This is a genomic window from Rhodococcus sp. B50, from assembly GCF_013602415.1.
Lineage (GTDB): Bacteria > Actinomycetota > Actinomycetes > Mycobacteriales > Mycobacteriaceae > Rhodococcus.
Window position 1 is genome coordinate 1,433,219 of record NZ_WPAG02000002.1, and the last position, 25,547, is coordinate 1,458,765.

22 protein-coding genes are annotated in these 25,547 nt (G+C 68.2%); 9 read left to right on the forward strand and 13 right to left on the reverse strand.

Annotated features, from left to right (window positions below; translation table 11 throughout):
- Nucleotides 1-2 precede the first annotated feature (2 nt).
- Nucleotides 3-344 carry a hypothetical protein gene (locus tag GON09_RS06905; protein ID WP_213931160.1) on the reverse strand — a complete coding sequence of 114 codons (342 nt, stop codon included), beginning with the start codon at nt 342-344 and terminating at the stop codon, nt 3-5.
- 23 nt (nt 345-367) lie between these two features.
- Between GON09_RS06905 and GON09_RS06910 the strand changes: the two genes are divergently transcribed.
- Nucleotides 368-1,333 (forward strand): quinone oxidoreductase family protein, encoded by a 966-nt coding sequence (locus tag GON09_RS06910; RefSeq protein ID WP_213931161.1) that lies wholly within the window; start codon nt 368-370, stop codon nt 1,331-1,333.
- Nucleotides 1,334-1,414: 81 nt separating this feature from the next.
- Here the strand turns inward: GON09_RS06910 and GON09_RS06915 are convergent, their stop codons facing one another.
- Nucleotides 1,415-2,392, reverse strand: coding sequence for a heme o synthase (locus GON09_RS06915; protein ID WP_213931162.1), 978 nt, complete (start codon nt 2,390-2,392; stop codon nt 1,415-1,417).
- 213 nt (nt 2,393-2,605) lie between these two features.
- Here GON09_RS06915 and tkt point away from each other — a divergent pair, with 213 nt between their 5' ends.
- Genes tkt through pgl form a run of 5 tightly spaced genes read left to right on the forward strand, consistent with a single transcriptional unit; the run spans nt 2,606 to nt 9,061 of the window.
- Nucleotides 2,606-4,708: a transketolase gene (tkt, locus tag GON09_RS06920; RefSeq protein WP_213931163.1), complete on the forward strand. Its 2,103-nt coding sequence runs from the start codon at nt 2,606-2,608 to the stop codon at nt 4,706-4,708.
- A 4-nt stretch (nt 4,709-4,712) separates the two neighbouring features.
- Nucleotides 4,713-5,858 carry a transaldolase gene (tal, locus tag GON09_RS06925; RefSeq protein ID WP_213931164.1) on the forward strand — a complete coding sequence of 382 codons (1,146 nt, stop codon included), beginning with the start codon at nt 4,713-4,715 and terminating at the stop codon, nt 5,856-5,858.
- Between the two features lie 2 nt (nt 5,859-5,860).
- Entirely contained in the window at nt 5,861-7,402 is a 1,542-nt protein-coding gene (zwf, locus tag GON09_RS06930; protein WP_213931165.1) for a glucose-6-phosphate dehydrogenase, read from the forward strand.
- Nucleotides 7,399-8,307 (forward strand): glucose-6-phosphate dehydrogenase assembly protein OpcA, encoded by a 909-nt coding sequence (gene opcA, locus GON09_RS06935; protein ID WP_374195288.1) that lies wholly within the window; start codon nt 7,399-7,401, stop codon nt 8,305-8,307. The genes zwf and opcA overlap by 4 nt, the downstream gene beginning before the upstream one ends.
- Entirely contained in the window at nt 8,300-9,061 is a 762-nt protein-coding gene (pgl, locus tag GON09_RS06940) for a 6-phosphogluconolactonase (RefSeq protein WP_213931167.1), read from the forward strand. The genes opcA and pgl overlap by 8 nt, the downstream gene beginning before the upstream one ends.
- Nucleotides 9,062-9,403: 342 nt before the next feature.
- Here the strand turns inward: pgl and GON09_RS06945 are convergent, their stop codons facing one another.
- Both GON09_RS06945 and GON09_RS06950 read right to left on the reverse strand, forming a co-directional pair.
- Entirely contained in the window at nt 9,404-11,173 is a 1,770-nt protein-coding gene (locus tag GON09_RS06945) for a GMC family oxidoreductase N-terminal domain-containing protein (protein ID WP_213931168.1), read from the reverse strand.
- Nucleotides 11,174-11,803: a hypothetical protein gene (locus GON09_RS06950; RefSeq protein ID WP_244865423.1), complete on the reverse strand. Its 630-nt coding sequence runs from the start codon at nt 11,801-11,803 to the stop codon at nt 11,174-11,176.
- Between the two features lie 579 nt (nt 11,804-12,382).
- Here GON09_RS06950 and GON09_RS06955 point away from each other — a divergent pair.
- The 3 genes from GON09_RS06955 (at nt 12,383) to GON09_RS06965 (ending at nt 15,354) form a co-directional block, all read left to right on the forward strand.
- Nucleotides 12,383-13,048 carry a pentapeptide repeat-containing protein gene (locus GON09_RS06955; RefSeq protein WP_213931170.1) on the forward strand — a complete coding sequence of 222 codons (666 nt, stop codon included), beginning with the start codon at nt 12,383-12,385 and terminating at the stop codon, nt 13,046-13,048.
- A gap of 297 nt (nt 13,049-13,345) precedes the next feature.
- A complete protein-coding gene (locus tag GON09_RS06960) occupies nt 13,346-14,794 on the forward strand; it encodes an MFS transporter (protein ID WP_213931171.1) in 1,449 nt (482 codons plus the stop codon).
- Nucleotides 14,795-14,865: 71 nt separating this feature from the next.
- Complete coding sequence (locus tag GON09_RS06965) at nt 14,866-15,354, forward strand: SRPBCC domain-containing protein (protein WP_213931172.1); 489 nt, start codon at nt 14,866-14,868, stop codon at nt 15,352-15,354.
- A gap of 85 nt (nt 15,355-15,439) precedes the next feature.
- Here GON09_RS06965 and GON09_RS06970 read toward each other — a convergent pair whose 3' ends face one another.
- From GON09_RS06970 to GON09_RS07010, 9 genes are all read right to left on the reverse strand, one after another.
- Nucleotides 15,440-16,690 carry an RNA polymerase sigma factor gene (locus tag GON09_RS06970; RefSeq protein ID WP_213931173.1) on the reverse strand — a complete coding sequence of 417 codons (1,251 nt, stop codon included), beginning with the start codon at nt 16,688-16,690 and terminating at the stop codon, nt 15,440-15,442.
- Nucleotides 16,691-16,693: 3 nt separating this feature from the next.
- On the reverse strand, nt 16,694-17,032 hold the full coding sequence (locus tag GON09_RS06975; protein ID WP_213931174.1) for a YciI family protein: 339 nt from the start codon (nt 17,030-17,032) through the stop codon (nt 16,694-16,696).
- 88 nt (nt 17,033-17,120) lie between these two features.
- Nucleotides 17,121-19,901 (reverse strand): phosphoenolpyruvate carboxylase, encoded by a 2,781-nt coding sequence (gene ppc, locus GON09_RS06980; protein WP_213931175.1) that lies wholly within the window; start codon nt 19,899-19,901, stop codon nt 17,121-17,123.
- 58 nt (nt 19,902-19,959) lie between these two features.
- The gene (gene secG / locus GON09_RS06985; protein WP_006551479.1) at nt 19,960-20,193 is read right to left on the reverse strand and encodes a preprotein translocase subunit SecG; all 234 of its coding nucleotides are present in this window, start codon (nt 20,191-20,193) and stop codon (nt 19,960-19,962) included.
- A 197-nt stretch (nt 20,194-20,390) separates the two neighbouring features.
- Nucleotides 20,391-21,176 (reverse strand): triose-phosphate isomerase, encoded by a 786-nt coding sequence (tpiA, locus tag GON09_RS06990; RefSeq protein WP_213931176.1) that lies wholly within the window; start codon nt 21,174-21,176, stop codon nt 20,391-20,393.
- Between the two features lie 5 nt (nt 21,177-21,181).
- A complete protein-coding gene (locus tag GON09_RS06995; RefSeq protein WP_213931177.1) occupies nt 21,182-22,393 on the reverse strand; it encodes a phosphoglycerate kinase in 1,212 nt (403 codons plus the stop codon).
- A gap of 26 nt (nt 22,394-22,419) precedes the next feature.
- Nucleotides 22,420-23,436, reverse strand: coding sequence for a type I glyceraldehyde-3-phosphate dehydrogenase (gene gap, locus GON09_RS07000; RefSeq protein ID WP_213931178.1), 1,017 nt, complete (start codon nt 23,434-23,436; stop codon nt 22,420-22,422).
- Nucleotides 23,437-23,559: 123 nt separating this feature from the next.
- The gene (gene whiA / locus GON09_RS07005) at nt 23,560-24,543 is read right to left on the reverse strand and encodes a DNA-binding protein WhiA (RefSeq protein ID WP_213931179.1); all 984 of its coding nucleotides are present in this window, start codon (nt 24,541-24,543) and stop codon (nt 23,560-23,562) included.
- Complete coding sequence (locus GON09_RS07010; RefSeq protein ID WP_213931180.1) at nt 24,534-25,532, reverse strand: gluconeogenesis factor YvcK family protein; 999 nt, start codon at nt 25,530-25,532, stop codon at nt 24,534-24,536. Before GON09_RS07010 ends, whiA begins: the two co-directional genes overlap by 10 nt.
- Nucleotides 25,533-25,547: the final 15 nt, after the last annotated feature.

A 25,547-nucleotide genomic window follows, 5' to 3' on the forward strand; every position in this document is an offset into this window, starting at 1 on the left:
GGTCAGCGCTCGTTGCGAGCCTTCGGGAACTTGGTCTGACGCGCCACCCAGCCGGCCATCTTCGCCCAATGACCCTTCTGCGGGTTCGCGATGCTGGTGACCTCGCGGTCCCACTCCGAGACGGTGACGTCGGGGATCTCCTCGACGATGGCGCGCGCCGTCGGCAGATCCTTCGCGACACGGTCGCCGAGAGTGCCGTCGGCGGCGACGACGGTGATCCGGACGCCCGACAGACCGATGGGCTGCAGCACGGCCTTGCCGGAACCGCCGTGGTCGGCGACGAAGCTGCGGATGGACGAGACGATGTCGGCCGGCGCGGCCACGACCTGTGTTTCGACGCTCATGTCTGCAGAATACTGTGAGCGCTATGCACGCAATCGAAGTGGCACAGCACGGAGGCCCCGACGTCCTCGTTCCCGTCGAACGACCCGACCCCTCACCCGGCCCGGGTGAGCTGCTGGTCCGCACCGACGCGATCGGCGTCAACTTCATCGACACCTACTTCCGCAGCGGGCTCTACAGGACGGAACTCCCCTACATTCCGGGTTCCGAGGGCACCGGCACGGTCGTCGCCGTCGGCGAGGGTGTGCGGGACACCGCGGTCGGCGACCGGGTGTCCTGGTCCGAGGCGCCCGGTTCGTACGCCGAGCTGGTCCGCGTCCGCGAGGCAGTCGCGGTTCCGGTCCCGGAGTCCGTCCCCGCAGACCAGGCCGCCTCGGTCCTGCTGCAGGGGATGACGGCGCACTACCTGCTGAACTCCGTCTATGCGGCACAGCCCGGTGAGACGGTGCTCGTCCACGCCGGCGCGGGCGGTGTGGGGCTGATCCTCACTCAGCTCGCCGTCGCCAAGGGTGTGCGGGTGATCACCACCGTGTCGTCCGACGAGAAAGAGGCCCTTTCCCGCGACGCAGGTGCCGCCCACGTGCTGCGCTACGGCGACGACCTCGCCGAACGCGTGCGCGAACTGACCGGCGGCGAAGGCGTGGCCGCGGCGTACGACGGTGTCGGTGCCGCGACCTTCGAGGCCTCGCTGGCGTCCGTCCGGGTGCGCGGCACGGTCGCCCTGTTCGGTGCCGCGAGCGGGCCCGTCCCGCCCTTCGACCTGCAGCGCCTCAACCCGGCGGGATCGCTGTTCGTCACCCGCCCGACCCTCGTGCACTACACCCGCGACCGTGACGAGCTGCTGTGGCGTGCGGGCGACGTGCTCGCGGCGCTCGCCGACGGGTCACTGAAACTCCGTGTCGGTGCGCGCTACCCCCTGGCCGAGGCCGCCCGGGCCCACACCGATCTCGAGGGGCGCCGGACAACCGGATCGATCGTCCTGATCCCATGATCGCCCGAGTCCACGGACGACGACGCCCCGGCCGTTCGGCCGGGGCGTCGTCGTGGGAGCAGTCGTCGTGTGGAGCGACGATCAGAAATACGAGCCGATCGTGGGCAGCGCGAGCACGGAGTCGATCGCCAGCCCCAGACACACCACTGCGAGGTAGTTGTTGGACTGCAGAAACAGCTTGAGCGGCTTGACCGACGCTCCTCCGCGCACGCTGTTGTACAGCTGGTGGGCGACGATCAGGAACCAGGCGCCCGCGAGCAGCGCGACCGCCGCGTAGACCACACCGGCAGCGGGGACGATCACCAGCGTCGCGATCACCGTCGCCCAGGTGTAGATCAGGATCTGCTTGGTGACGTGCTGTTCGGTGGCGATCACCGGCAGCATCGGCACACCCGCGGCCTTGTAGTCCTCCTTGTAGCGCATCGCGAGCGCCCAGGTGTGCGGCGGCGTCCAGAAGAAGATGACCAGGAACAGCACGATCGGTTCCCAGCTCAGCGAACCCGTCACGGCGGCCCAGCCGACCATCACGGGCATACACCCGGCTGCACCGCCCCAGACGACGTTCTGCCAGGTCCGGCGCTTCAGCACCATCGTGTACACGAGGACGTAGAACGCGATGGTCGCCACGACCAGCAACCCGGCCAGCAGGTTGGCCCGCCACCACAGCCACGCGAACGACGCGACACCGAGCACCATGCCGAAGACGAAGGCGTTGCGCGTCGGCACCGTCTGCCGGGCGAGCGGACGCAACGCCGTGCGTTTCATCACCTTGTCGATGTCGGCGTCGACGACACAGTTGAGCGAGTTGGCGCTCGCCGCGCCCATCCATCCGCCGAACAGTGTGCTCAGGATGAGCACGATGTCGACGTTCCCGCGGTCGGCGAACAGCATCGCGGGGATGGTCGCGACCAGCAGAAGTTCGATCACGCGCGGCTTGGTCAACGCGATGTAGGCGAGGACGGTGCCGGAGATCCGGCCCCACGCGGTGTCGGGGCGCGGGGTGCTCGGCGCTTCGGGGGCGCCGAAGCCGTGTCCTCCCGGCCGTCGCCCTGCCCGCACACTGTCTCCTTGTCCCACGCGGATCCGCACCTTCGTTTCGCCCGTTCACGGTCGCCCGGTTCCGGACGCTCCCTCTACTACGAACGATGGTAGACCGGACCGTTGCCCGGACCGAATCGACCCGTTCGGAGCAGCGCACTAGTCTGAAGTAGCGCGCGGGCCGACTTCCACCCGCCGGGACCCCGTACACCCATGTCAGGAGACTTCACGCTCGTGTCGATCACAGACGAGATCCGCACCCTCACCCAGCCTGCGCATCCTGCCGACTGGACCGACCTGGACACCAAGGCGGTCGACACCGCGCGCGTGCTCGCCGCCGACGCCGTGCAGAAGGTCGGAAACGGGCATCCCGGTACCGCGATGAGCCTCGCTCCCCTCGCGTACACCCTCTACCAGCGTGTGATGCGCCACGATCCCACCGACCACGAGTGGGTCGGTCGCGACCGCTTCGTGCTCTCGTGCGGACATTCGAGCCTGACGCTGTACGTCCAGCTGTACCTGTCCGGCTACGGCCTCGAGCTCGCCGACCTGGAGGCACTGCGCACGTGGGGTTCGCTCACCCCGGGCCACCCCGAGTACGGGCACACCGCCGGGGTCGAGATGACCACCGGTCCGCTCGGCCAGGGTCTCGCCTCCGCGGTCGGCATGGCGATGGCCGCCCGCCGCGAGCGCGGCCTGTTCGATCCCGAGGCTCCCGCAGGCAAGAGCCCGTTCGACCACTACGTCTACGTCATCGCCTCCGACGGCGACATCGAAGAGGGTGTGACCTCCGAGGCGTCGTCGCTCGCCGGCGTCCAGCAGCTCGGCAACCTCATCGTCTTCTACGACGACAACAAGATTTCCATCGAGCACGACACAGCGATCGCTCTCGGTGAAGACGTCGCCAAGCGTTACGAGGCGTACGGCTGGCATGTGCAGACCGTCGAGGGCGGCGAGAACGTCACCGCACTGCTCGAGGCCGTCGAGGCAGCCAAGGCCGTCACCGACCGTCCGTCCTTCATCTCCGTCCGCACGATCATCGGCTACCCGGCCCCGACGAAGATGAACAGCGGCGATGCGCACGGTGCCGCGCTCGGCGCCGACGAGGTCGCCGAGATCAAGAAGATCCTCGGCTTCGACCCCGAGAAGAACTTCGACGTCGATCCGGCGGTGATCGAGCACACCCGGCAGGTCGTGGCGCGGGGCGCCGAGGCGCGCGCCGCGTGGCAGGCCGACTTCGACGCGTGGGCCACCCGGGAACCGCAGCGCAAGGAACTGTTCGATCGCCTGCACGCCGGTGAGTTCCCGGAAGGCTGGGTCGACGCCCTGCCGACCTACGAGCCCACCGAGAGCGGTCCCGCGACCCGCTCGGCGTCCGGCAAGGCCCTCGCCGCGCTCGGACCGATGCTGCCCGAGCTGTGGGGCGGATCCGCCGACCTCGCCGGCAGCAACAACACCACGATCCCCGGTTCCGACTCCTTCGGTCCCGAGTCGATCTCGACGAAGGACTGGAACGCACAGCCCTACGGACGCACCCTGCACTTCGGTGTGCGCGAGCATGCCATGGGGTCGATCCTCAACGGCATCGCCCTGCACGGCCCGACCCGCCCCTACGGCGGCACCTTCCTCGTCTTCTCCGACTACATGCGGCCCGCAGTGCGTCTCGCGGCTCTCATGCAGACGCCGTCGATCTACGTGTGGACGCACGATTCGATCGGTCTCGGCGAGGACGGTCCGACGCACCAGCCGATCGAGCACCTCGCGGCGCTGCGCGCGATCCCGAATCTCGCCGTGATCCGTCCGGCCGACGCCAACGAGACGTCGTTCGCGTGGAAGGCCGCGCTGGAGAACCGCACCGGCCCGACCGCGCTCGCGCTGACCCGCCAGAACGTCCCCGTGCTCGAGGGCACGCGGGAGAAGGCTGCCGAAGGTGTCGCCCGCGGTGCCTACGTCCTGGCCGAGGCGTCCTCGGACACCCCGGAGGTCGTGATCCTCGCGACCGGCTCCGAGGTCCAGCTCGCCGTCGCTGCGCGCGAGACCCTCGAGGCCGACGGTGTGCCCACCCGCGTCGTCTCCGTGCCGGTGCTCGACCGCTTCCTCGAGCAGGACCAGGCCTACCGCGACGAGGTCCTGCCCCCGTCGGTGCGTGCCCGGGTGTCCGTCGAGGCCGGGCTCGCCATGCCCTGGTACCGCCTGATCGGCGACGCCGGTGAGCCGGTCTCGCTCGAGCACTACGGCGCCTCCGCCGACTACAAGACCCTGTACCGCGAGTTCGGCATCACCGCCGAGGCCGTCGTCGACGCTGCGCGCCGCTCGCTGACCCGAGTGAAGGGATGATCCGATGACCCAGCAGACTTCCACGCAGAACGCTGCACTGGCCGAACTGTCCGCCCAGGGTGTGTCGGTGTGGCTGGACGACCTGTCCCGCGACCTCATCGACTCCGGCAAGCTCGCCGAGCTCGTCGCAACCCGCAGTGTCGTGGGTGTGACGACCAACCCGTCGATCTTCCAGGCCGCCCTGTCGAAGGGCCACGCCTACGACTCGCAGATCCGCGACCTCGCCGGAGCCGGCGCCGACGCCACCGAGGCGATCCGCACCGTCACCACCGACGACGTCCGGTCGGCCTGCGATGTCCTCGCGCCGGTGTTCGAGGCGACGAACGGCCTCGACGGACGGGTGTCGATCGAGGTCGACCCGCGTCTGGCGCACAAGACGGACGACACCGTCCAGCAGGCCCTCGATCTGTGGCGCATCGTCGACCGCCCGAACCTGTTCATCAAGATCCCCGCGACGGTGGCGGGTTTGCCGGCCATCGCCCGGGTGATCGGTGAGGGCGTCAGCGTCAACGTCACCCTGATCTTCTCGGTCGAGCGTTACGAGCGGGTCATCGAGGCCTACCTCGACGGTCTCACCGCGGCGAAGGCCGCCGGTCACGACCTGTCGACGATCCGCTCGGTGGCATCGTTCTTCGTCTCGCGTGTCGACACCGAGATCGACCCGCGCCTCGAGGAGATCGGCACCGATCAGGCGCTGGCCCTGCGCGGCAAGGCCGGCCTGGCCAACGCGCGACTCGCGTACGCCGCCTACCAGCGGGCGTTCGAGGGCGGAACGCGCTTCGAGCAGCTCGCCGAGGCGGGTGCCGTTCCCCAGCGTGCGCTGTGGGCGTCGACGGGTGTGAAGAACCCCGATTACCCCGACACCCTCTACGTCACCGAGCTGGTCGCGCCGAACACCGTCAACACGATGCCGGAGAAGACCCTCGAGGCCGTCGCCGACCACGGCGAGGTCACGGGCGACACCGTGACCCGCACCATCACCGCCTCCCAGCAGGTGTTCGACGCGCTGACGTCGGTCGGTGTGGATCTTCCCGACGTCTTCCGCAAGCTCGAGGACGAGGGCGTGGAGAAGTTCGTCGTGTCCTGGAAGGACCTGCTCGGGGCGACGGCGGAACAGCTCGCGGCTCACGCGCCGGGCGCGGAGGGCTGAACGTGCCCGAATCCGGTGCGGCGGAGTGGGTGAATCCGCTCCGGGACAACAGAGATCGCAGACTGCCCCGTATCGCCGGCCCGTGTGCGCTGGTGATCTTCGGCGTGACCGGTGATCTCGCCCGGCGCAAGTTGATGCCCGCCGTCTACGATCTCGCCAATCGCGGCCTCCTGCCGCCCGGATTCGCGCTCGTCGGTTTCGCCCGGAGGGACTGGGCCGACGAGGATTTCGGTCAGGTGGTTCACGACGCGGTGCGTGAGCATTCGCGTACCCCCTTCCGTGAGGAGGTCTGGCAGCGCCTCGCGGAAGGGATCCGCTTCGTGCAGGGCACCTTCGACGACGACGCGGCATTCGCGGAACTCGCGACGACCCTCGAGAAGCTCGACCGCGAACGGGGTACGGGCGGCAACCACGCCTTCTATCTGTCGGTCCCGCCGGATGCCTTCCCCGTGGTGTGCGGGCAGCTGTCGCGTTCGGGTCTGGCCGCGGCACGCGACGGGTCGTGGAGTCGCGTCGTGATCGAGAAGCCTTTCGGGCACGATCTCGAAAGCGCACGCACGCTCAATTCCGTTGTCGGTGAGGTGTTCTCCGAGGAATCCGTCTTCCGCATCGATCACTATCTCGGCAAGGAGACGGTGCAGAACATCCTCGCCTTGCGTTTCGCGAACCAGATGTTCGAGCCGGTGTGGAACGCCCACTACGTCGACCACGTGCAGATCACGATGGCCGAGGACATCGGTCTCGGTGGACGGGCGGGCTACTACGACGGAATCGGAGCAGCCCGCGACGTCATCCAGAACCACCTGCTTCAACTCCTCGCCTTCACCGCGATGGAGGAGCCGGTGAGCTTCGCGGCGTCGGAGCTGCACGCCGAGAAGATCAAGGTGCTCTCGGCGACGCGGCCGGCGGAGCCGTTCGACGAGACCACCGCGCGCGGCCAGTACGCATCCGGCTGGCAGGGCGGCGAGAAGGTCGTCGGCCTGCTCGAGGAGAAGGGTTTCGCGGCGGACTCGACCACCGAGACGTACGCGGCCATCACCCTCGAGGTCGACACCCGCCGCTGGGCGGGTGTGCCGTTCTATCTGCGCACCGGCAAGCGGCTCGGACGCCGGGTCACCGAGATCGCGGTGGTCTTCAAACGGGCTCCGCACCTGCCGTTCGACAAGACCATGACCGAGGAACTCGGTCAGAACGCGCTGGTCGTCAGGGTGCAGCCCGACGAGGGTGTCACGATGCGATTCGGTTCGAAGGTGCCCGGCTCCGAGATGGAGGTCCGGGACGTGAACATGGACTTCAGTTACGGCCAGGCGTTCACGGTCTCCTCCCCGGAGGCGTACGAGCGGCTGATCCTGGACGTTCTTCTCGGTGTCCCGTCGTTGTTCCCGGTGGACGAGGAAGTCGAGTTGTCCTGGAAGATCCTCGATCCGGTGCTCGAGCACTGGGCGGCGAACGGACGACCGGAGCCCTACGAATCCGGTACCTGGGGTCCGCATTCGGCCGACGAGATGCTGCGGCGTACGGGCCGGGAATGGAGGCGTCCGTGAGGCTGCAGTTGCGCAACACCTCCGCCAACGCGATCAGCCGCAAGCTGGTGGAGTTGCGACGGTCGAGCGGAATGGTCACGCAGGGCCGTGTTCTCACGTTCATCGTGTGTGCCGGCGACGCCCGGGGTCTCGACGCCGCGATCACCGCGGCCACCGAGGCGTCGAAGGAACATCCCTGTCGCGTGATCGTCGTCGGTCGTGGTCGCCAGGACGGCCCGTCGCGGCTCGATGCGGAGATCCGGGTCGCCGGTGAGGCCGGCGCCTCCGAGGCGTTGATCCTCGCCCTGCACGGAGAACTCGGTGAGCACCAGGAATCGGTCGTGGTGCCGTTCCTGTTGCCGGACACACCGGTCGTCGCGTGGTGGCCCAACCAGGCCCCCGCGGTACCTGCCGAGGATCCGGTGGGGCGTCTGGCCGTCCGCCGTATCACGGACGTGACCAACTCGGACGATCCACGCTCCGATCTCGCGACCCGCCTGTCCGGTTACCGACCGGGCGACACGGATCTGGCCTGGGCACGGATCACCTACTGGCGGGCGCTGCTGGTCTCGGCGCTCGACCAGCCACCGCACGAACCGGTGCTCTCGGCCCGCGTCTCGGGGCTGCGGACCGAGCCCGCGGTCGACCTGATCGCAGGCTGGCTCGCGAGCCGTCTCGACTGTCCCGTCGAGCGATCGATCGGCGAACTGCGGGTGGAACTGCGCACGACCTCGCAGACGATCGCGCTGGAACGGCCGCAGGAAGGTCGCGTGGCGACCCTCGAGCGCACCCACAAGCCCGATTCGCTGATCAGTCTGGCACGCCGGAACTCGGCGGAATGTCTGGCCGAGGAACTGCGCCGACTCGATCCCGACGAAGTCTACGAAGCCGCATTGTCGGCCCTGCCGAAGGTGGAATATGTCTGACCCCGCCCGGAACCCATCCGAAATCCTGCGTTTCGCCGATGCCGACGAGGTCGCGCGCGCCGCGGCGTCCGCCTTCGTCGACGCGGTCGTCGCCGCGCAGCGCGAGCGGGTGCAGGCCCATGTCGTGCTCACCGGCGGCGGCACCGGTATCGCGATGCTCGAACATGTGCGCCGAGACCAGGGTGGTATCGACTGGTCGGCAGTGAACGTCTACTTCGGCGACGAACGTTTCCTCCCGCCCGGAGACCCGGAGCGTAACGAGGTGCAGGCCCGGGAAGCGCTGCTCGACCACGTGCCGATCGACCCGGCCCGCATCCACACCATGCCGGCGCTCGGCGAGGACGGGTGCAGCACGCCGCAGGCATCGGCGCAGCGGTACGCCGAACTCCTCGCAGCGCACTCCCCCGACGGCACCGCGCCGGTGTTCGACGTGCACCTGCTCGGCATGGGCGGTGAGGGACACATCAATTCGCTGTTCCCCCACACCGACGCGGTGCGTGAGTCGGAACGGTTCGTGGTGGGTGTCGACGATTCCCCGAAGCCCCCGTCGGCGCGGGTGACGCTGACGCTGCCCGCCGTGCAGCGGGCGCGGCAGGTGTGGCTGCTGGTCACCGGCGCTGCCAAGGCCGAGGCCGTCGCGGCGGCCGTGGGCGGTGCCGCGCCCGAGGACTTCCCCTCGGCGGGCGCCCGTGGCACCGAACGCACCGTGTGGTTCCTCGATCCGGCGGCCGCCGCGCAACTCCCGCAATCGTGACCGGCGCCCCGACGGTCACGTGCCGGCGCCGTCGAAGTCGGGATCGTCGGCCTCGTCCGTCGTGCGGGGTTCTCCTGAGGATCTTCCCTGCTCGCTTCCGTCACAGTCGTCGAGACTGATTCGTACGCAACGTATCCGGAGAGCCGAACGCGGACCTGCCGTCGACCGGAGGGTACGTAGTCGTGATCGGCCCGGGACACATCGCACCGTTCGTGGGTCCATGCCGGTGAACTCCTCCCGTCGTGGACCGTTGTCGTCACGGCCCTCTGTCTCGTTCGACGCGCCGGAACGCCCGATGGTTCCATTCGGGACGAAATCACCTGCTCGCACGGGGACTCGCGGTCAGATACCGCGCTCGATCACCGCCGCCGTGACGCGGTCGGCGATCGACGAAACGGGGTTCTCGTGCGTCACCCACGCACTGCCGCCGAAATACTTCGCGAAGATCCGCTCGGCAGTCCGGGTGGCGATCGCCTGCGTCGTCAACGTCGGGTTCGGACCTCCGAGGCTGTTGGCCAGCGCCGAATTGTCGGCGATGAACAGCCTTTTCACCCATCGGGCTTCGGCGTCGGCGTCGAGCACCGAATCCTGATCGCTCACGCCCATCCTCATGCTGGACTGGGAATGCAGGATCAGCGGGGGCCAGTCGCAGCGATGCACCCTCTTCGCCCCCGCGGCCCGCATCAATTCGACGGCCTTACGAGTCGCATGATCGCGATTGCGGCGGGTGCGGGCGGAACGACGGCGATGGTGCACGGTCACCCGCGGTGCCGGACCTCCCTCGTCCGGATAGAGGATCGGTGACAGCGTCACCCGGTTGTCCGGTTCGACGTCGTCGTCGGAGATGACCAGCGCCGCGAGAACCCGGTCGGCATCCGACATCGTGTCGAGCAGGTCGCGGCCGACAAGTCGCCCCACACTGTCGGCACCCGCGGAGTCGACGACGCTCCCGGCGCGTCCGTATCCGTGAATCCCGGAGTCGCTGAAGTTCAGTGCGTACGCGATCAACGCCGGAGGCAGGCCGACCTGTTCGATACCGCCGTATCCCGGCAGGTCGACACGCGCATTGGATCCGGGTCCGCGCGTCTGCCCCGTGTACTCGTCGAAGACGCCGAAGACCGCGTCCATGTGGTGATCGGTGAGGCCGCGGCCGACCCATCCGTTCGGATTCGGCAGCGTCGAGTTCAGCCACAGCCGCGGGCTCTCGATGCACCCGGCCGCGAGCACCACCACCGGGGCGGTCGCCTCGTGCTCCTCCCCTGCCGTCGTGAGCCGCACCCCGCGCGCGGTGGTCTCCCCGTGGACCTGCTCGACGAGGATTTCGGAGACCACCGCGTCGGCGATCAGCGTGACGGGTCGTCCCTGCGGGGACCACGCGTCGGCGGTGAGCATCATCGGGACGTACGAGTTGTCGGTGGAACGCTTGGCCTTCAGATTCCGCGGCGCGCCCAGCGGGAGGAAACATCCCTGATAGCAGTGCCCGCACATCGTGCATCCCCGGGCTTCGGGATGGTGCAGACGCGAGCGGTCGTGGGTGCGACCGGCAGTGCCGGCGGGTTGCAGGATCGCGTTCTGCTGGGCGCGGTGAGCGGCCCGCGTGGTATCGAGCGAGGTCTGGTGCGGAAGACCCATCGCGGCTGCACCGCGCAGGAACAGTTGTTCCTTGGCGCCCATCGGCGCGGTCTGCACCGGAAGAGTGGCCTCTACCCACTCGTAGTAGGGACGCAGCTCGTCGTAGCCGAAGGGGAACAGGTGCGCCGTATCGTACATGTCGCGATCGGCACCGTCGTATCCGGAGAATGCCCCGGGTGCCGCCCGGGGCGAGTTCCCGAAGAAGTGCAGCGTGGTGCCACCGACGCCGGACACCTGCCACACGAACGAATTCTGGGGCAGATCGCGCAGCCACGGAGGGCGCGATCGGTCTCCCGGTCCGTGGCGGAACAGCCCGGTGATCGGATTGTTGACGTCGTCCTCGAAGTGGGTCCATTCGTTCTCGGGATCGGCGAACCGAGGTCCCGCTTCGAGGACGAGCACGTCGAGACCGCGTGCTGCGAGCTCCTTGGCCACGACAGGTCCGCCGCCGCCTGCCCCGATCACGATGACGTCGGTCATCTATCCCTCCACCTCGTCGATTCCGCCGTAGTAGCCCAGGAACTCGTCCCATCCGTCGCTCGGCCCGGCGTAGCGGCTCAACTCCCAGCCGACCGGACGCCCCGCGATCTCCCGCCGCGTGCGGTCGTAGGCGGAGACCTCCGAGAATGCCGCGAAGGCAGCCAGCGTGGGGATCGCGTTGACCACGAACTTCAGCACCAGCCCCTCGAAACGCGGGTCGGTGTCGAGCCATTCGAAGACCTGTGCCTTGGCTGCATGACTCAGGTTCGCGAACGGCGCCGCGAACGGTCCGCTCACCGCACGCGGGTCCGCGGTGACACCGAAGGTGTTGAGCAGCAGAGCGATCGCCGCGGCACCGGGCAGATTGCCCGCCGCGGGCCCGAGCAGAGGCATCGGAGACGCCTGATCCAGGGTGCGTTCCAGAGATTCCGCCGTGCCGGCGGTGACGCCACCGGGACGGTCGGTCCACATGCCCTGCTGGTGCGAATACGGGTCGTTGCCGGGCACGACGAACGCGAGCACCCCGTTGATCGTGTCGCGCACCGCAGGCGTCTCGCTCAGCGGACTCGCGTTCGACTCCCGTGCGAACACCCCTGCGGTGCCGACGAGCGCCGCCATGGTCGTGGCCATCCCGGCGAGAAAACGCCGCCTGTTCCAATACCCTTGCTGCGCATCGTCCACGTCGCCCCCTCGTCGCTTCCGTGGTGCAGCGTACGAGATGTAACGAAACGGTCGCGGCGTTTCGTCCGAATCACCCCTCGACTGCATGGCCCGACGGTGAGCGCAAGGGAAGCAGGTAGCGCACTACCCGTGCCGCTCGCACACAGGACGCGCAGGATGCACATCACAGCCGATCGAGGCAGCGGGGTGGGAATCATGTTGCAGAAGCGGGAAAGCAGTCGGTTCACGACGATTCGGAAACGGCGCCGCAACCGGAACGGTACCCCTTGCGAAGGAGACGATCACCCCGCTCGAAGCATCGATTCTCGAATCCGATGCGGGACGGACCCGACCTGATCCGAGACAGGAAGACGCATGCACCCCGCGCGCAACATTCCGCGTCGTTCCCCCGAACCACGCCGACGACAACAGACGGTACGGTTGCAACCCACGACACGGCATCCGGCACCTTCGTCGTCACCACAACCGTGGTGGCTGCGGATCAGACATCGCGGCAGTCGTATCCTCGGTTGGCACGGATGGCCCAAGGTGGCGTCGCTTGCCACCACTGTTGCAGCCGTCGGTGCCCTCTGGTTCTCCGGCCAGTCGTTACGCGCCAACGAAAACCAGTACAAGCTCTCCGAACAAGGCCTCCTCACCGAGCGTTTCAGCAAAGCCATCGAACAGCTCGGCTCGTCGACGCTCGACGTCCGCTTGGGCGCGGTCTACTCCCTCGAACGCTTGTCCAGGGACTCGATCCCCGACCATCCGACGATATTCGAGATCCTGGGTGCCTTCATCCGAACCCATGCCCCGGTCACGCCGGAGTGCACCGAATCACCGGCTCCTCTCACCGAGCCCCGCCCCCCTGTCGATGTGCAAGCAGCCCTCACCGCCATCGGACGACGGGACGCCGCTCACGATGGGGCCAACGCGATAGATCTCTCGTCGTCCTGCCTTGCCGGCGCCTCCCTGACCGACGCAGACCTCTACGGCGCCGATCTGACCGAGAGTGTGCTGGCGTACGCCGATCTCCGAGGAACCGATTTCACCGACGCTCACCTGACCGGCGTCGACCTCTACGGTGCCGACCTCACAGGCGCGACGTTGATCGGTATCGAGTTTCACGACGCAGACCTGACCGACATCGTGTACGACGACAGCACGACGTGGAGCGAGGGAGCTGCACCACTGCCACCTACGTCCCCCCGGTGAGGCTGGTACTCGGCATCTACGTTCTCGACCGATCCGGTCCGGAGGAGATCGAGTAGCGCACTACTCGTGTTCCCGCCCGCCGATGGCGCACACTGGGAATACCTATTCGGTGGACACGGAAGCGTCCACCCGCCCGAGGAGATGTCATGCGAATGCAGAACATGGAGCGACGAGTATCGCAGTGGTGATCCCGCCTTCCGGCGGTCCGATCCCGGCGTGCCTTCGCATCATGTTGCCTTCGCTTCCCACCCGCGTACTCGACGCTGTCGAGCGCCGACTTCTTCCAAGGACCCCGTCATGTCCTCGCACAATGCTGCGAATCCGCAGCCCTCGTCACCGACGTCCGTGGTTCCACCACCCACACATCACGACATTCTCGCGGTGCTGCTGCCCCTGCTCGCCGCACTGTTCGCCGCGTTGCTCTCGGGCACCGTGGCGATCCCCGCCCTGCCCGCCGTCACGGCAGAACTCGGTGGCGGCTCCGTAGGCCTGACCTGGATCATCACGGTTGCACTGTTGGCCAACGCGTCGTCCACCCCGGTCTGGGGATCGATCTCCGACCGCTACGACACCAAGATCCTCGTCCAGATCGCACTGCTGACGCTGACGGTCGGGTCCGTGATCTCGGCCTGTGCTCCGACGCTGCCCGTCCTTCTCGCCGGCCGTGTGGTGCAAGGGGTCGGCCTCGGCGGCGTCGTGGCCGTCACCGTCGCGGTGCTCGGCGCACTCATCCCACCGCGGGAGCAGGGCCGTTATTCCGGATACGGCGCCGTGGTCATGGCTGTGTCGATGGCAGGCGGTCCGCTCCTCGGCGGAGCACTCGTCGATACTCCTCTGAGCTGGCGTGCCTGCTTCCTCCTCCCTGCGGCACCGGCCGTGCTCGCACTGGTCGCGCTGCGACGCAGGTTGACGCCTCGACCGCGTCGCTCGTCGGACACGCGGACAGATTGGCTCGGCGCCGTCCTGCTCACCGCAGGAGTGACGCTGGTGCTGGTGTGGGTCACCGGCAGCGGCGAGTTCGACGACGGCCTGCTGTCCTGGCCACAGATCGGATATCCGGCCGTGGGGGCCGGCCTGCTCGTTGGTGCGATCGCCGTCGAACGTCGCGCTCCTACACCGGTGGTGCCGATCGACCTGTTCGGGCAGCGCACCGTCGCATGCACCCTCGTCGCGTCGATGTCGTCCGGGTTCGCCTTCTACGCGGCGCTGTCCTTCCTCAGCGAGTTCTTCCAGGCGGCGCGCCATCACTCAGCCACTGCCACAGGGATCCTGCTGACCCCACTGGTTTTCGGACTCGCCCTGTCGTCCTTCGCATCGGGTCGTCTCATCACGCGCTTCGGCAAGTGGAAGGCATTGCTCGTGGCCGGGGCCCTCCTCCAACTCGCCGGATGCACGATGCTCGTGTTCACCGACCGAAGTGCGCCGATCTGGTGGATCGAACTCGCCGTCCTGCTTCTCGGTCTGGGAATCGGAGTTCTGCTGCAGAACCTCGTATCGCTGGTTCAGAACGCTGTGGCCCCGGAGCGTTTCGGAGCGGCCGGGGCCGCGGTGTTCTTCTTCCGCCTGATCGGTGCGGCGGTGGGCCTTCCCCTCCTCGCCGCGACGGTGCCGCCTCACGGCGAGGGCATCGGCCGGGTCTTTCTCCTGTTGTCGGTGCTGTCCGTCGTCGGGCTCGTCACAGTTGCGCTGCTACCGAACCAACGGTTGCGTACCTCCTTCGACGCGGTGGAGGAACCATCCCGGTGAAACCGGATCGTGCCGGCAATCGGATGCAGGACAATTCCGGTAAGGGCGAGCGCGAATCGAGAGGAGTGGTGATGAGCACGCCGAGGACGGTCACCGGTGAAGTGAGCCCGGAACGTGATTGCCCGAACGATTCGTCGTTGGTCCGGCTGACCTACCACCGCAATTTTCTGCTTCCGATCGGTGAGGTCTGGGCTGCACTCACCGACTCCGAGAAGCTGGGTCGCTGGTACGGCACGTATACGGGCGACCCGGCGTCAGGGCGTATCCGGCTGACGATGACCGACGACCACGACTCGGCCACCACCTATGTGGACATACTCCGGTGTTCTCCTCCGAACGGATTCGCCGTCGAGGTGGATGGGTGGCTGCTCGAGGTGGCGCTGCGTCAGGTCGGCCGGGTCACCACCCTGGAGTTCACGCACCGTCATGTCCCCCGCTCGGAAGCCGGTGAGATCGGGCCGGGATGGCAGTACTACCTCGATCGCCTGGACGCGGCGCTGACCGACACCCCCACTCCGCTGTGGGACGACTACCTGGACCTGGTGGACGAATATCGCTGAGTACAGACGGGCACTTCGGGCGCCGTGCAACCGGCACGTGCGATTCGAAGTCGCACAGCCGAAGACCGCGATGCCCCGAAATCGTTCACCGGTCCTGTCGATTCACCAACTCTGCCAACCGCATTCGGAGGTGCCGCAGCTCGGGTTCGGTACCGGCGAGTTCGAGTGCGCGCCGATACGCTTCGGCCGCTTCGCCTTTCCGTCCGACCCGGCCCAGCAGCTCGGCCCGCGCCACCATGTACGGCCCGTAGTCGCGCAGACTCGGTTCCTCGACGAGACCGTCGAGGAGTTCGAGCCCGGCCGCGGGTCCATCGCGCATCGCGACCGCCACGGCCCTATTCAGCGCAACCACCGGCGACGGGCTCAGCGCGATCAGCACGTCGTAGAGCGCGACGATCTGCGGCCAATCGGTGCTCTCGACATCGCTCGCCTCGTCGTGCAGCGCGGCGATCGCGGCCTGCACTCCGTACGGGCCGGGTGGTCCCCCGGTAAGAGCGGTGACCACCAGTGCACTGCCCTCGTCGATCATCGCGCGGTCCCAGCGGGTGCGGTCCTGCACGTCGAGCAGCATCACGGCGCCGGATGGGTCGGTGCGCGCGTCCCGGCGGGCATGGACGAGCAACATGAGCGCGAGCAGGCCGCTCACCTCCCGTTCCGACGGCATCAGCCGATGCAGGATGCGCGTGAGGCGGAGCGCTTCGTCGGCGAGATCGATGCGTTGGAGATCTTCGCCGCTGCTGGCGGCATAGCCCTCGGTGAATATCGAGTACAACGCGGCGAGCACCACGGGTAGCCGCTCGGGCAGTTCGTCGGGACGCGGCACTCGGAACGGTATCCGAGCACCTCGAATCTTCTTCTTGGCCCGCACGATTCGCTGCGCCATCGTCGGCGGCGGAACGAGAAAGGCGCGGGCCACCTCGTTCGTCGTGAGCCCGCCGAGACAGCGCAGGATCAGCGCGACGCGGTCGTCGGCGGCGAGGGCGGGGTGGGCGCACGTGAAGAACAATTCGAGGCGGTCGTCCGGTAGCTCACCGGTCTCGGGTATCTCCTGCGACGCACGACGTTCGGTGTCGATGGCGAGTTCGGCGAGCCGCGTCGCATACACGCGGTCGCGGCGTACCCGGTCCAGCGCTCGGCGCCTGGCGGTGGTGAGCAGCCAGGCGCCCGGGCGCTCGGGTACGCCGTCGACGGGCCAACGCACGAGTGCCGCCTCCAGCGCGTCCGATGCGACCTCCTCCGCGAGGTCGAGATCGCCGAATCGATGGACGAGCGCCGCGAGGAGCCGGCCGTGTTCCTCCCGGAACACCGCCTCGACGGCCGCGGCCGGCTCCCCCATCGCTCAGTCCCCGAAGTCGGCGATCGGGCGCACGACGACTGTGCCGCCGTCCCTCGAACCAGGGCAGCGAGCCGCCCAGTCGAGTGCCTCGTCGAGGCTGCCGACGTCGATCACGTCGTATCCGCCGAGCACCTCGCGGCTCTCGCCGAACGGTCCGTCGGTCACCGTGCGGCGCCCGTCCGCGTCGACCTGCACGGACGTCGCGGTGACGAGGTCCTGCAGGGCGTGGCCCGACACGAGGACTCCCGCATCGCGCATCGACTTCTCGTAGTCCTGCCAGTCCTCGAATGTGCATGTGGGTTCGTCGGTCGTGGATGCGTAGATCAGCAGCATGTACTTCATGGCGGTCGCTCCTGTCGGTGTGGTCTTCGTCCTACACCATCACGACGAACGGGCAGGGGCCGGATCGACAGCCCGGCGAGAAAATTCTCTAACCGCTGTTGCGCAACGCTGTGGCGAGACCGTTCATGGTGATCTGGATGCCCCGCCGGACCCGCTCGGTGTCCTCGCCGGCGCGGAACCGGCGCAGCAGCTCGACCTGCAGGTGGTTGAGCGGTTCGAGGTACGGGAACCGGTTGTGCAGCGACCGTTCGAGGGCGGGATTGTCGGCGACGAGCGAGTCGTACCCGGTGATCTGCTTGTAGGCGTCGACCGTGCGGGCGTGTTCGTCGACGATGCTGCCGAACACCCGCTCGCGCAGTTCGACGTCGTCGACGAGTTCGGAATAGCGGGCAGCAAGGCCGAGATCGGACTTGGCGAGCACCTGCGCCATGTTCGACAGCACCGAGCGGAAGAACGGCCAGCGACGGTAGAGATCCTGCAGGATCGCCCACCGGTCCGGATCGCCGGCCACCCAGTCGTGCACGGCCGTTCCGGTGCCGTACCAGCCCGGAAGCATCACCCGGCTCTGCGTCCACGAGAGCACCCACGGGATGGCCCGGAGGTCGCTGATCGCCTTCGTCTGCTTGCGGGAGGCGGGGCGGCTGCCGATGTTGAGGGCACCGATCTCCGAGACCGGGGTCGCCGTGGTGAAGTACTCGACGAAGCCCGGGGTCTCGTGCACGAGGCGGCTGTACGCGACGCGGGCCCGCTCGGCGAGATCGTCGAGGACCCCATAGGCCTCCGGCGCGTCCTTCCCGAGCCCTTCCACGTCCAGCAGGCTCGACTCGAGGGTCGCCGAGACGAGCGCTTCCAGGTTGCGGCGGGCGAGCACCGGTTCGCGGTACTTCGCGGCGATGATCTCTCCTTGTTCGGTCAGGCGCAGCGATCCCTGTACGGCCCCGGGCGGCTGCGCGAGGATCGCGTCGTAACTCGGTCCGCCGCCGCGGCCGACGGTGCCGCCTCGTCCGTGGAACAGACGCAGCCGGATCCCGGCGGTGCGGGCGCTCTCGACGAGGTCCAGTTCCGCGCGGTAGAGGGCCCAGTTGGCGGCGAGATAGCCGCCGTCCTTGTTGGAGTCGGAGTATCCGAGCATGATCTCCTGCAGTCCGTCGTGCCCGTCGACGAGACTGCGGAACTCGGGTACGGCGAGTGCAGCGGTCAACGTGGCCGCTCCGCCGCGCAGGTCGTCGATGGTTTCGAAGAGCGGGATGACCTGGACGGTGCTGCGCGGATAGCCGCGGTCGAGGTCGAGGAGCCCGACCTCCTTGAGCAGCACCTCGACCTCGAGCAGGTCGGACACCGAGGTGCACATGCTGATGATGTAGTGCTCGATGGCGGCCGGTCCGATGCGACGGACCACTTCGGCGGCGGCACGCAGGATGCCGAGTTCCTTCGCCGTCTCGTCCGACAGGTGCGCGTCGGCGGCGGTGAGCGGGCGGCGGATCCGCAGTTCCGCAGTGAGGAGCGCGACCTTGTCGTCCTCCGGGAGGTCGCGGTAGCGGTCGGTGACCCCCGCCCAGGAGAGCAGTTCGGCGACGACGTTCTCGTGGACCTCGGAGTTCTGCCGCAGGTCGAGCGGGGCGAGGTGGAACCCGAAGACCTCGACGGCGCTGCGCAGGTGGGCGAGCCGGTCGTCGGCGATCACCGCGGCACCGCCCGCGCGCAAGGAGGCATCGACGATGTTCAGATCGGCGTGGAGCCGGGCCGGTGAGGGATACGGCTCGCACGGCAGGCCGACGACGTGGGGCAGGTCGACGACGTGGGGCAGGTCGACGCCGGGCAGCAACCGGTCCGCGGTAGCGGTGAGACGAGCGCGGATGCCGTGCACGGCGCGCCGGTACGGCTCGTCACTGTGCGCGGGATCGTCGTCACCCGAGTCGTCGGCGAGTTTCCTCAGGGCGCTGCTGATCGTCGCGGTGCGTTCGGACATCGACAGTTCGCGTTCGAGCGCCGCGAGTTCGGTGAGGTGATGACGCAGTGCGGTCTCGCAGGCGCGATTCGCGGCGGTGGTGACGACCTGCCCATCGACGTTGGGGTTGCCGTCGCGGTCGCCACCGATCCAGGTGCCGGGCCTCACCAGTGGCTCGGTGAGCACCGCGGCGTCGGGCCAGCGTCGCCGGAGTTCGCGGCGCACTTCGGCGTTGAGAGCGGGAACGACGTCGAACAGCGCGAGGTCGTAGTAGCGCAGACCGTTGTCGACCTCGTCGCTGATCCGCAGCCGCGCGAGCCTGATGAGCGCGGTGTCCCAGAGGGTGAGGATGTGCCGGTAGAGCGCACGGTCGATCTCCTCGAGCGCGCCGGGATCATCGGTCTTCTCCCGGCGCCGCATGAGCTCGGTGACGGCGGTCTGCACGTCGAAGACGGTCCGTCGGCGGGTCTCGGTGGGATGAGCGGTGATGACGGGAGCGACGAGGGCGGAGGCCAGCGCCTCGGTCACGGTGTCGGCGTCCAGGCTCGGGCCGACCGCATCGAGTTTGGCGTAGGTGGCGGCGAGACTGCTGTCCTGCGGAGGGTCACCTGCCCGCACGTGCAGGGCGCGTCGTCGTTCGCGGTGCAGATCCTCGGCGAGATTGGCGAGCAGACCGAAATGGCTGAACGCGCGGGCGACGGGAAGCAGGTCGTCGGTGGCGACACCGGCGAAACGGTCGGCGAGTTCGGTGCGGTCGATCTCGGAGCGCCGGATCCGGAAACTCTCCACCCGAGCGGATTCGACCAGGTCGAAGGTGCCGGGTCCCGCCTGCTCACGGATGACGTTGCCGAGGATGCCGCCGAGCAGGCGGATGTCCTCGCGGAGGGGTTCGGTCGCAGAGGCAGGCACTGTGTCCGTCATACGGACAGTATCTGCGGCCGGGGGCCGGGGCGCGACCGCGGCCGTGCGGCCGCCGGGATCAGCTGAACTTGATCTGCAGTCCGATGCCGAGGATCGAGATCACCCAGATGATGCCGGTGAAGACGGTGAGACGATCGAGATTCTTCTCCGCCACCGTCGAGCCCGAGAGATTGGACTGGACTCCGCCACCGAACAGGCTGGACAGACCACCGCCCTTACCGCGGTGCAGCAGCACCAGCAGGATGAGCAGCAGGCTCGTGACGATCAGGAGGATGTCCAGGAACAGTTCCATGTCGGTGTTCGATGTCCTTCGGATGGTGGGCGACGTCGGCGTCAGCTTACCCGCTCGTCGTGGGAGGACGGCGTGGGTGTGCCGGTGAGGGTCGCTGCGAGCACGATGCCGCGCGGGAAATCGGTGCACAGAGGCGAAAAGCGGTGGGGTGCAGGATCTCGTCGAGATCCTGCACCCCACCGCAGTGCTCGTCGCTCCTAGAGCAGCGGACCGCCTGCAGCGATCGCCGACAACTGGGCGAACTCGTCGGCCTTGAGGGAGGCGCCTCCCACGAGACCACCGTCGACATCGGATTGAGCGATGAGCTCACCGACGTTCTTGGCGTTGACCGACCCGCCGTACAGGACACGGACCGATGCCGCGACCTCGGACGAGGCCGATTCGGCGAGGGTGGTGCGCACCGCGGCACACACCTCTTGGGCGTCGGCCGCCGAAGCGACCTTGCCCGTGCCGATGGCCCAGACCGGCTCGTACGCGACGACGATCTTCGCGATCTCGTCGGCGGACAGACCGGCGAGCGAGTTCTTCAACTGCTCGACGTTGTACTCGACGTGGTTGCCCGCTTCGCGGACGTCGAGACCTTCGCCGATGCAGACGATCGGCGTGAGGCCGTGCCGAAGCGCGGCCTTGGTCTTGTCGCGGACGATCTCGTCGGTCTCACCGTGCAGAGTGCGACGCTCCGAGTGCCCGACCACCACGTAGGTGCAGCCGAGCTTCGCGAGCATCGCTCCGGAGATCTCGCCGGTAAAGGCGCCGGAGTCGTGGACCGACAGGTCCTGCGCCCCGTAGGTGATGCCGAGCTTGTCGCCCTCGACGAGGGTCTGCACCGAGCGGATGTCGGTGAACGGCGGGATGACCGTCACGTCGACCTTCTCGAGGTACTTCTCGGGAAGGGTGAACGCGATCTTCTGTACCAGAGCGATGGCCTCGAGGTGGTTGAGGTTCATCTTCCAGTTGCCCGCGATGAGCGGTGTCCGTGCCATTCCCGTCAGCCCTCCAGAACCGAGATGCCGGGCAGTTCCTTGCCCTCGAGGTATTCGAGGGAGGCGCCGCCACCGGTGGAGATGTGCGAGAAGCGCTCCTCACCGAGTCCGAGCGACCGCACGGCCGCAGCGGAGTCGCCGCCGCCGACGACACTGAACGCGCCCTTGCCGGTGGCCTCGATGATCGCCTCCGCGACACCCTTCGTGCCGGCCGCGAAGTTCTCGAACTCGAACACGCCCATCGGGCCGTTCCAGAACACCGTCTTCGCGGAGCCGAGGAGCGAGGCGAAGCGCTGCACGGATTCGGGTCCGATGTCGAGGCCCATCCATCCCTCGGGGATGGAGTCGGCCGCGACGGTCTGCGATTGTGCATCGGCCGCGAACTTGTCGGCCACCACCACGTCCTGCGGGATGTGGATGACGTCGCCGAACCGCTCGAGCAGCTGCTTGCAGGTGTCGATCATCGACTCCTCGAGAAGCGACGTACCGACCGGATACCCCTGTGCCGCAAGGAAGGTGAAGCACATGCCGCCACCGATGACGAGCGTGTCGACCTTGGGTGCAAGTGCCTCGATGACCCCGAGCTTGTCGGAGACCTTCGAGCCGCCGAGCACCACGGCGTAAGGACGCTCGGTGTCGGTGGTGAGCTTGGCGAGCACCTCGACCTCGGCTGCGACGAGACCACCCGCGTAGTGCGGGAGCAGCGTCGCGACGTCGTAGACCGACGCCTGCTTGCGGTGTACGACACCGAAGCCGTCGGAGACGAACGCGCCGTCGTCGCCGACGAGCTCGACGAGCTCACGGGCGAAGGCGAGGCGCTCGGCGTCGTCCTTGCTGGTCTCGCGAGCGTCGAACCGGACGTTCTCGAGCAGGAGGATGTCGCCGTCGGTCAGGCCTTCGGAGCGCGCGAGCGCATCCTGCCCGACGACGTCGCCGGCGAGCTGGACGTTGCGCCCGAGCACCTCGCCGAGCTTCGCTGCGACAGGCGCGAGCGAATACTTCGGATCCGGCTCGCCCTTGGGGCGGCCGAGGTGCGCGGTCACGACGACCTTCGCCCCGGCCTCCGCCAGCGTGCGGATGGTGGGCGCGGACGCGAGGATGCGGCCGGCGTCGGTGATCGTCTCGCCGTCGAGCGGGACGTTGAGGTCGGAGCGCACGAGCACGCCCCGGCCCTCGACACCGGCGTCGAGCAGATCCTTCAGGGTCTGAACTGCCACTGTTCGGGTGTCCTGTTCTGCGAGTATCAGAGGGACTTGCCGACGAGACCGATGAGGTCGGCCAGGCGGTTGGAGTAGCCCCACTCGTTGTCGTACCAGGACACGATCTTGACCTGGTCGTCGATGACCTTGGTCAGCGGCGCGTCGAAGATCGACGAGTGCGGGTCGGTGACGATGTCCGAGGACACGATCGGGTCGGTGTTGTACTTCAGGATGCCCTTCAGCGGTCCCTCGGCGGCGGCCTTCATGGCGGCGTTGATCTCCTCGACCGACGCCTTGGTGCGCAGGTTGGCGGTGAGGTCGGTGACCGAGCCCGTCGGGATCGGCACACGCAGCGCGTAACCGTCGAGCTTGCCCAGCAGCTGCGGGAGAACCAGGCCGATAGCCTTGGCGGCACCCGTGCCGGTGGGGACGACGTTCAGGGCGGCGGCGCGGGCGCGACGCAGATCGGAGTGCGGGCCGTCCTGCAGGTTCTGGTCCTGCGTGTAGGCGTGCACCGTCGTCATCAGGCCCTTCTCGATGCCGAAGCTGTCGTCGAGGACCTTGGCGATCGGACCGAGGCAGTTCGTGGTGCACGAGGCGTTGGAGATGATGTTCTGGCTGCCGTCGTACTTGTCGTCGTTGACGCCCATCACGATGGTGATGTCCTCGCCCTTGGCCGGCGCGGAGATGATGACCTTCTTGGCGCCGGCGTCGATGTGGCCCTTGGCCTTGGCGGCGTCGGTGAAGATACCGGTGGACTCGACGACGACATCGACACCCAGGTCGCCCCACGGAAGCGCGGAGGGGCCTTCCTTGATCTCGAGTGCCTTGATCTTCTGGTCGCCGACGATGATGAAGTCGCCCTCGACACGCACGTCCTTGTCGAGGCGACCCAGGATCGAGTCGTACTTCAGGAGCGTCGCGAGAGTGTCGTTGTCGGTGAGGTCGTTGACGGCGACGATCTCGATGTCGGTGGTGCCGAGCGCCTTCTGCGCCTCGACCGCACGGAAGAAGTTACGCCCGATGCGTCCGAAGCCGTTCACGCCTACGCGGACAGTCACAGTGAAGCTCCTTTGCCCAGAAATTTCGATGATTGTGCTGGTGTGACCCCTACCCTAGTGGGCCGTGGTCGTCCGAGGGGAGCCGCCCTGTCGTGGCGCGAACTCCGTTGCAAGCCTGCCCCGCTATGCCTCGTCCAGCAACTCAGCGGTGACGGCCGACTCCGTGTCTGGTATCCCGAGTTCCTTCGCGCGACGATCCGCCATCGACAGCAGGCGGCGGATCCGCCCTGCCACGGCGTCCTTGGTCATCGGGGGATCGGCGAGCTGACCGAGTTCCTCGAGGGACGCCTGGCGGTGCTGCACGCGCAGCGACCCGGCGGCCGCGAGGTGGTCGGGCACGTCCTCTCCCAAGATCGCCAGCGCCCGTTCGACCCGCGCGGCGGCCGCCACTGCGGCGCGTGCGGACCGGCGCAGATTCGCGTCGTCGAAGTTGGCGAGGCGGTTCGCGGTCGCGCGCACCTCCCGGCGCATGCGGCGTTCCTCCCAGACCAGCCGGGTGTCCTGCGCGCCCATGTGGGTGAGCAACGCGCCGATGGCCTCGCCGTCGCGGATCACGACGCGGTCGGCGCCGCGCACCTCGCGGGCCTTGGCGGTGACGCCGAGCCGGCGGGCCGCACCGACGAGCGCGAGGGCGGCCTCCGGGCCGGGGCAGCTGACTTCGAGTGCCGAGGACCGGCCCGGTTCGGTGAGCGACCCGTGCGCAAGGAAGGCCCCTCGCCAGGCCGCGGCAGAGTCGGAGACGCTGCCACCGACCACCTGTGCCGGCAGGCCACGTACGGGTCGTCCCCGGCCGTCGAGCAGGCCGGTGCGGCGGGCCAGCGCCTCGCCGTCCTTGCCGACCCGGACGACGTACCGGGAGCTCTTGCGAAGTCCACCCGCACCGAGCACCTGGATCTCGGCGGGATAGCTGTAGAGCTCGAAGATCTCGCGGCGGAGACGGCGGGCGATCGATCCGAGGTCCACTTCGGCCTCGACGACCACCCGTCCGGCGACGATGTGCAATCCCCCGGCGAAACGCAGAAGGGCGGACACCTCGGCCTTGCGGTTGCTGATCCTGGTGACCGACAACCTGCTCAGCTCGTCCTTGACCTCCGCTGTCATTGCCACGAGACGCTCTCCCTCCCGTCCCCGCGTGCGGCGCGGTTTCCACCGCGCGAGGACAGACATGTTTCCAGTGCCCCGGCCAACTTGGCGGGGTCGTGTCGATGCGTACCGGTCTCCGCGACCTCGACGAACGAGACGTCCGCTCCGAATCGGGCCGCGGACCGGCTCAGGTGCTCGCGCTCGCGTCCTTCCGGTACCGAGGCAGCATCCACGACGACGTGGTCGACACGGAAATCGGGTGCGTGCTGGGCGAGAACGTGCAGGTGACGCTCGGCCGAGAATCCCGCGGTCTCCCCCGGTTCCGCCGCGAGGTTGAGCACGAGGACCTTGAGCGCCTTCGTGTGGACGAGCGCCTCGTGCAGATCCGGGACGAGCACATGCGGGATGACGCTCGAGAACCAGGATCCGGGGCCGAGCACCACGAGGTCGGCCTCGCACACCGCGTCGAGCGCAGGAGCGCAGGCCGGCGGGTCGGCGGGGATCAGGCGGACCCTGCGCACCTTGCCCGGGGTGGTCGCCACCGCGACCTGCCCGCGGATGCACCGGCTCACCCGGGGATCGGATTCGAGTCCCGACACGTCGGCCTCGATGTCGAGCGGTATCGGTGACATGGGCAGGACACGGCCGCGCACGTCGAGGACGCGGGCGAGCATCTCGAGCGCGGTGACGGTGTCGCCCGCCACCTCGGCGAGCCCGGCGAGGATCAGGTTGCCGACGGAGTGCCCGGCGAGTGCACCCGTCCCCCCGAAACGGTGCTGCACGGTCTCGGTCCACACCCGGACCTCGTCGTCCGGGCCGGCGAGGGCGGCGAGGGCCATGCGCAGATCACCGGGTGGGACGACGCCGAGTTCGGCGCGCAGCCGCCCGGAGGAGCCCCCGTCGTCGGCGACGGTCACCACGGCGGTGACCCGCTCGGTGAGGCGCCGTACGGCGCTGAGGGTGGCGTACAGGCCGTGGCCGCCACCGAGAGCCGTGATCGCAGGTCCGGGCATCGCCTCCTGGGAATT

What these genes read in the sequence shown, in the direction of transcription:
- secG (WP_006551479.1), bottom strand. Translation starts at nt 20,193, where the DNA reads ATGGAACTGTTCCTGGACATCCTCCTGATCGTCACGAGCCTGCTGCTC.
- pgl (WP_213931167.1), top strand. Translation starts at nt 8,300, where the DNA reads ATGTCTGACCCCGCCCGGAACCCATCCGAAATCCTGCGTTTCGCCGAT.
- tal (WP_213931164.1), top strand. Translation starts at nt 4,713, where the DNA reads ATGACCCAGCAGACTTCCACGCAGAACGCTGCACTGGCCGAACTGTCC.
- GON09_RS06950 (WP_244865423.1), bottom strand. Translation starts at nt 11,803, where the DNA reads ATGGCCACGACCATGGCGGCGCTCGTCGGCACCGCAGGGGTGTTCGCA.
- tpiA (WP_213931176.1), bottom strand. Translation starts at nt 21,176, where the DNA reads ATGGCACGGACACCGCTCATCGCGGGCAACTGGAAGATGAACCTCAAC.
- GON09_RS06970 (WP_213931173.1), bottom strand. Translation starts at nt 16,690, where the DNA reads ATGGGGGAGCCGGCCGCGGCCGTCGAGGCGGTGTTCCGGGAGGAACAC.
- GON09_RS06960 (WP_213931171.1), top strand. Translation starts at nt 13,346, where the DNA reads ATGTCCTCGCACAATGCTGCGAATCCGCAGCCCTCGTCACCGACGTCC.
- GON09_RS06910 (WP_213931161.1), top strand. Translation starts at nt 368, where the DNA reads ATGCACGCAATCGAAGTGGCACAGCACGGAGGCCCCGACGTCCTCGTT.
- GON09_RS06965 (WP_213931172.1), top strand. Translation starts at nt 14,866, where the DNA reads ATGAGCACGCCGAGGACGGTCACCGGTGAAGTGAGCCCGGAACGTGAT.
- ppc (WP_213931175.1), bottom strand. Translation starts at nt 19,901, where the DNA reads ATGACGGACACAGTGCCTGCCTCTGCGACCGAACCCCTCCGCGAGGAC.
- GON09_RS06945 (WP_213931168.1), bottom strand. Translation starts at nt 11,173, where the DNA reads ATGACCGACGTCATCGTGATCGGGGCAGGCGGCGGCGGACCTGTCGTG.
- GON09_RS07010 (WP_213931180.1), bottom strand. Translation starts at nt 25,532, where the DNA reads ATGCCCGGACCTGCGATCACGGCTCTCGGTGGCGGCCACGGCCTGTAC.
- GON09_RS06975 (WP_213931174.1), bottom strand. Translation starts at nt 17,032, where the DNA reads ATGAAGTACATGCTGCTGATCTACGCATCCACGACCGACGAACCCACA.
- GON09_RS06905 (WP_213931160.1), bottom strand. Translation starts at nt 344, where the DNA reads ATGAGCGTCGAAACACAGGTCGTGGCCGCGCCGGCCGACATCGTCTCG.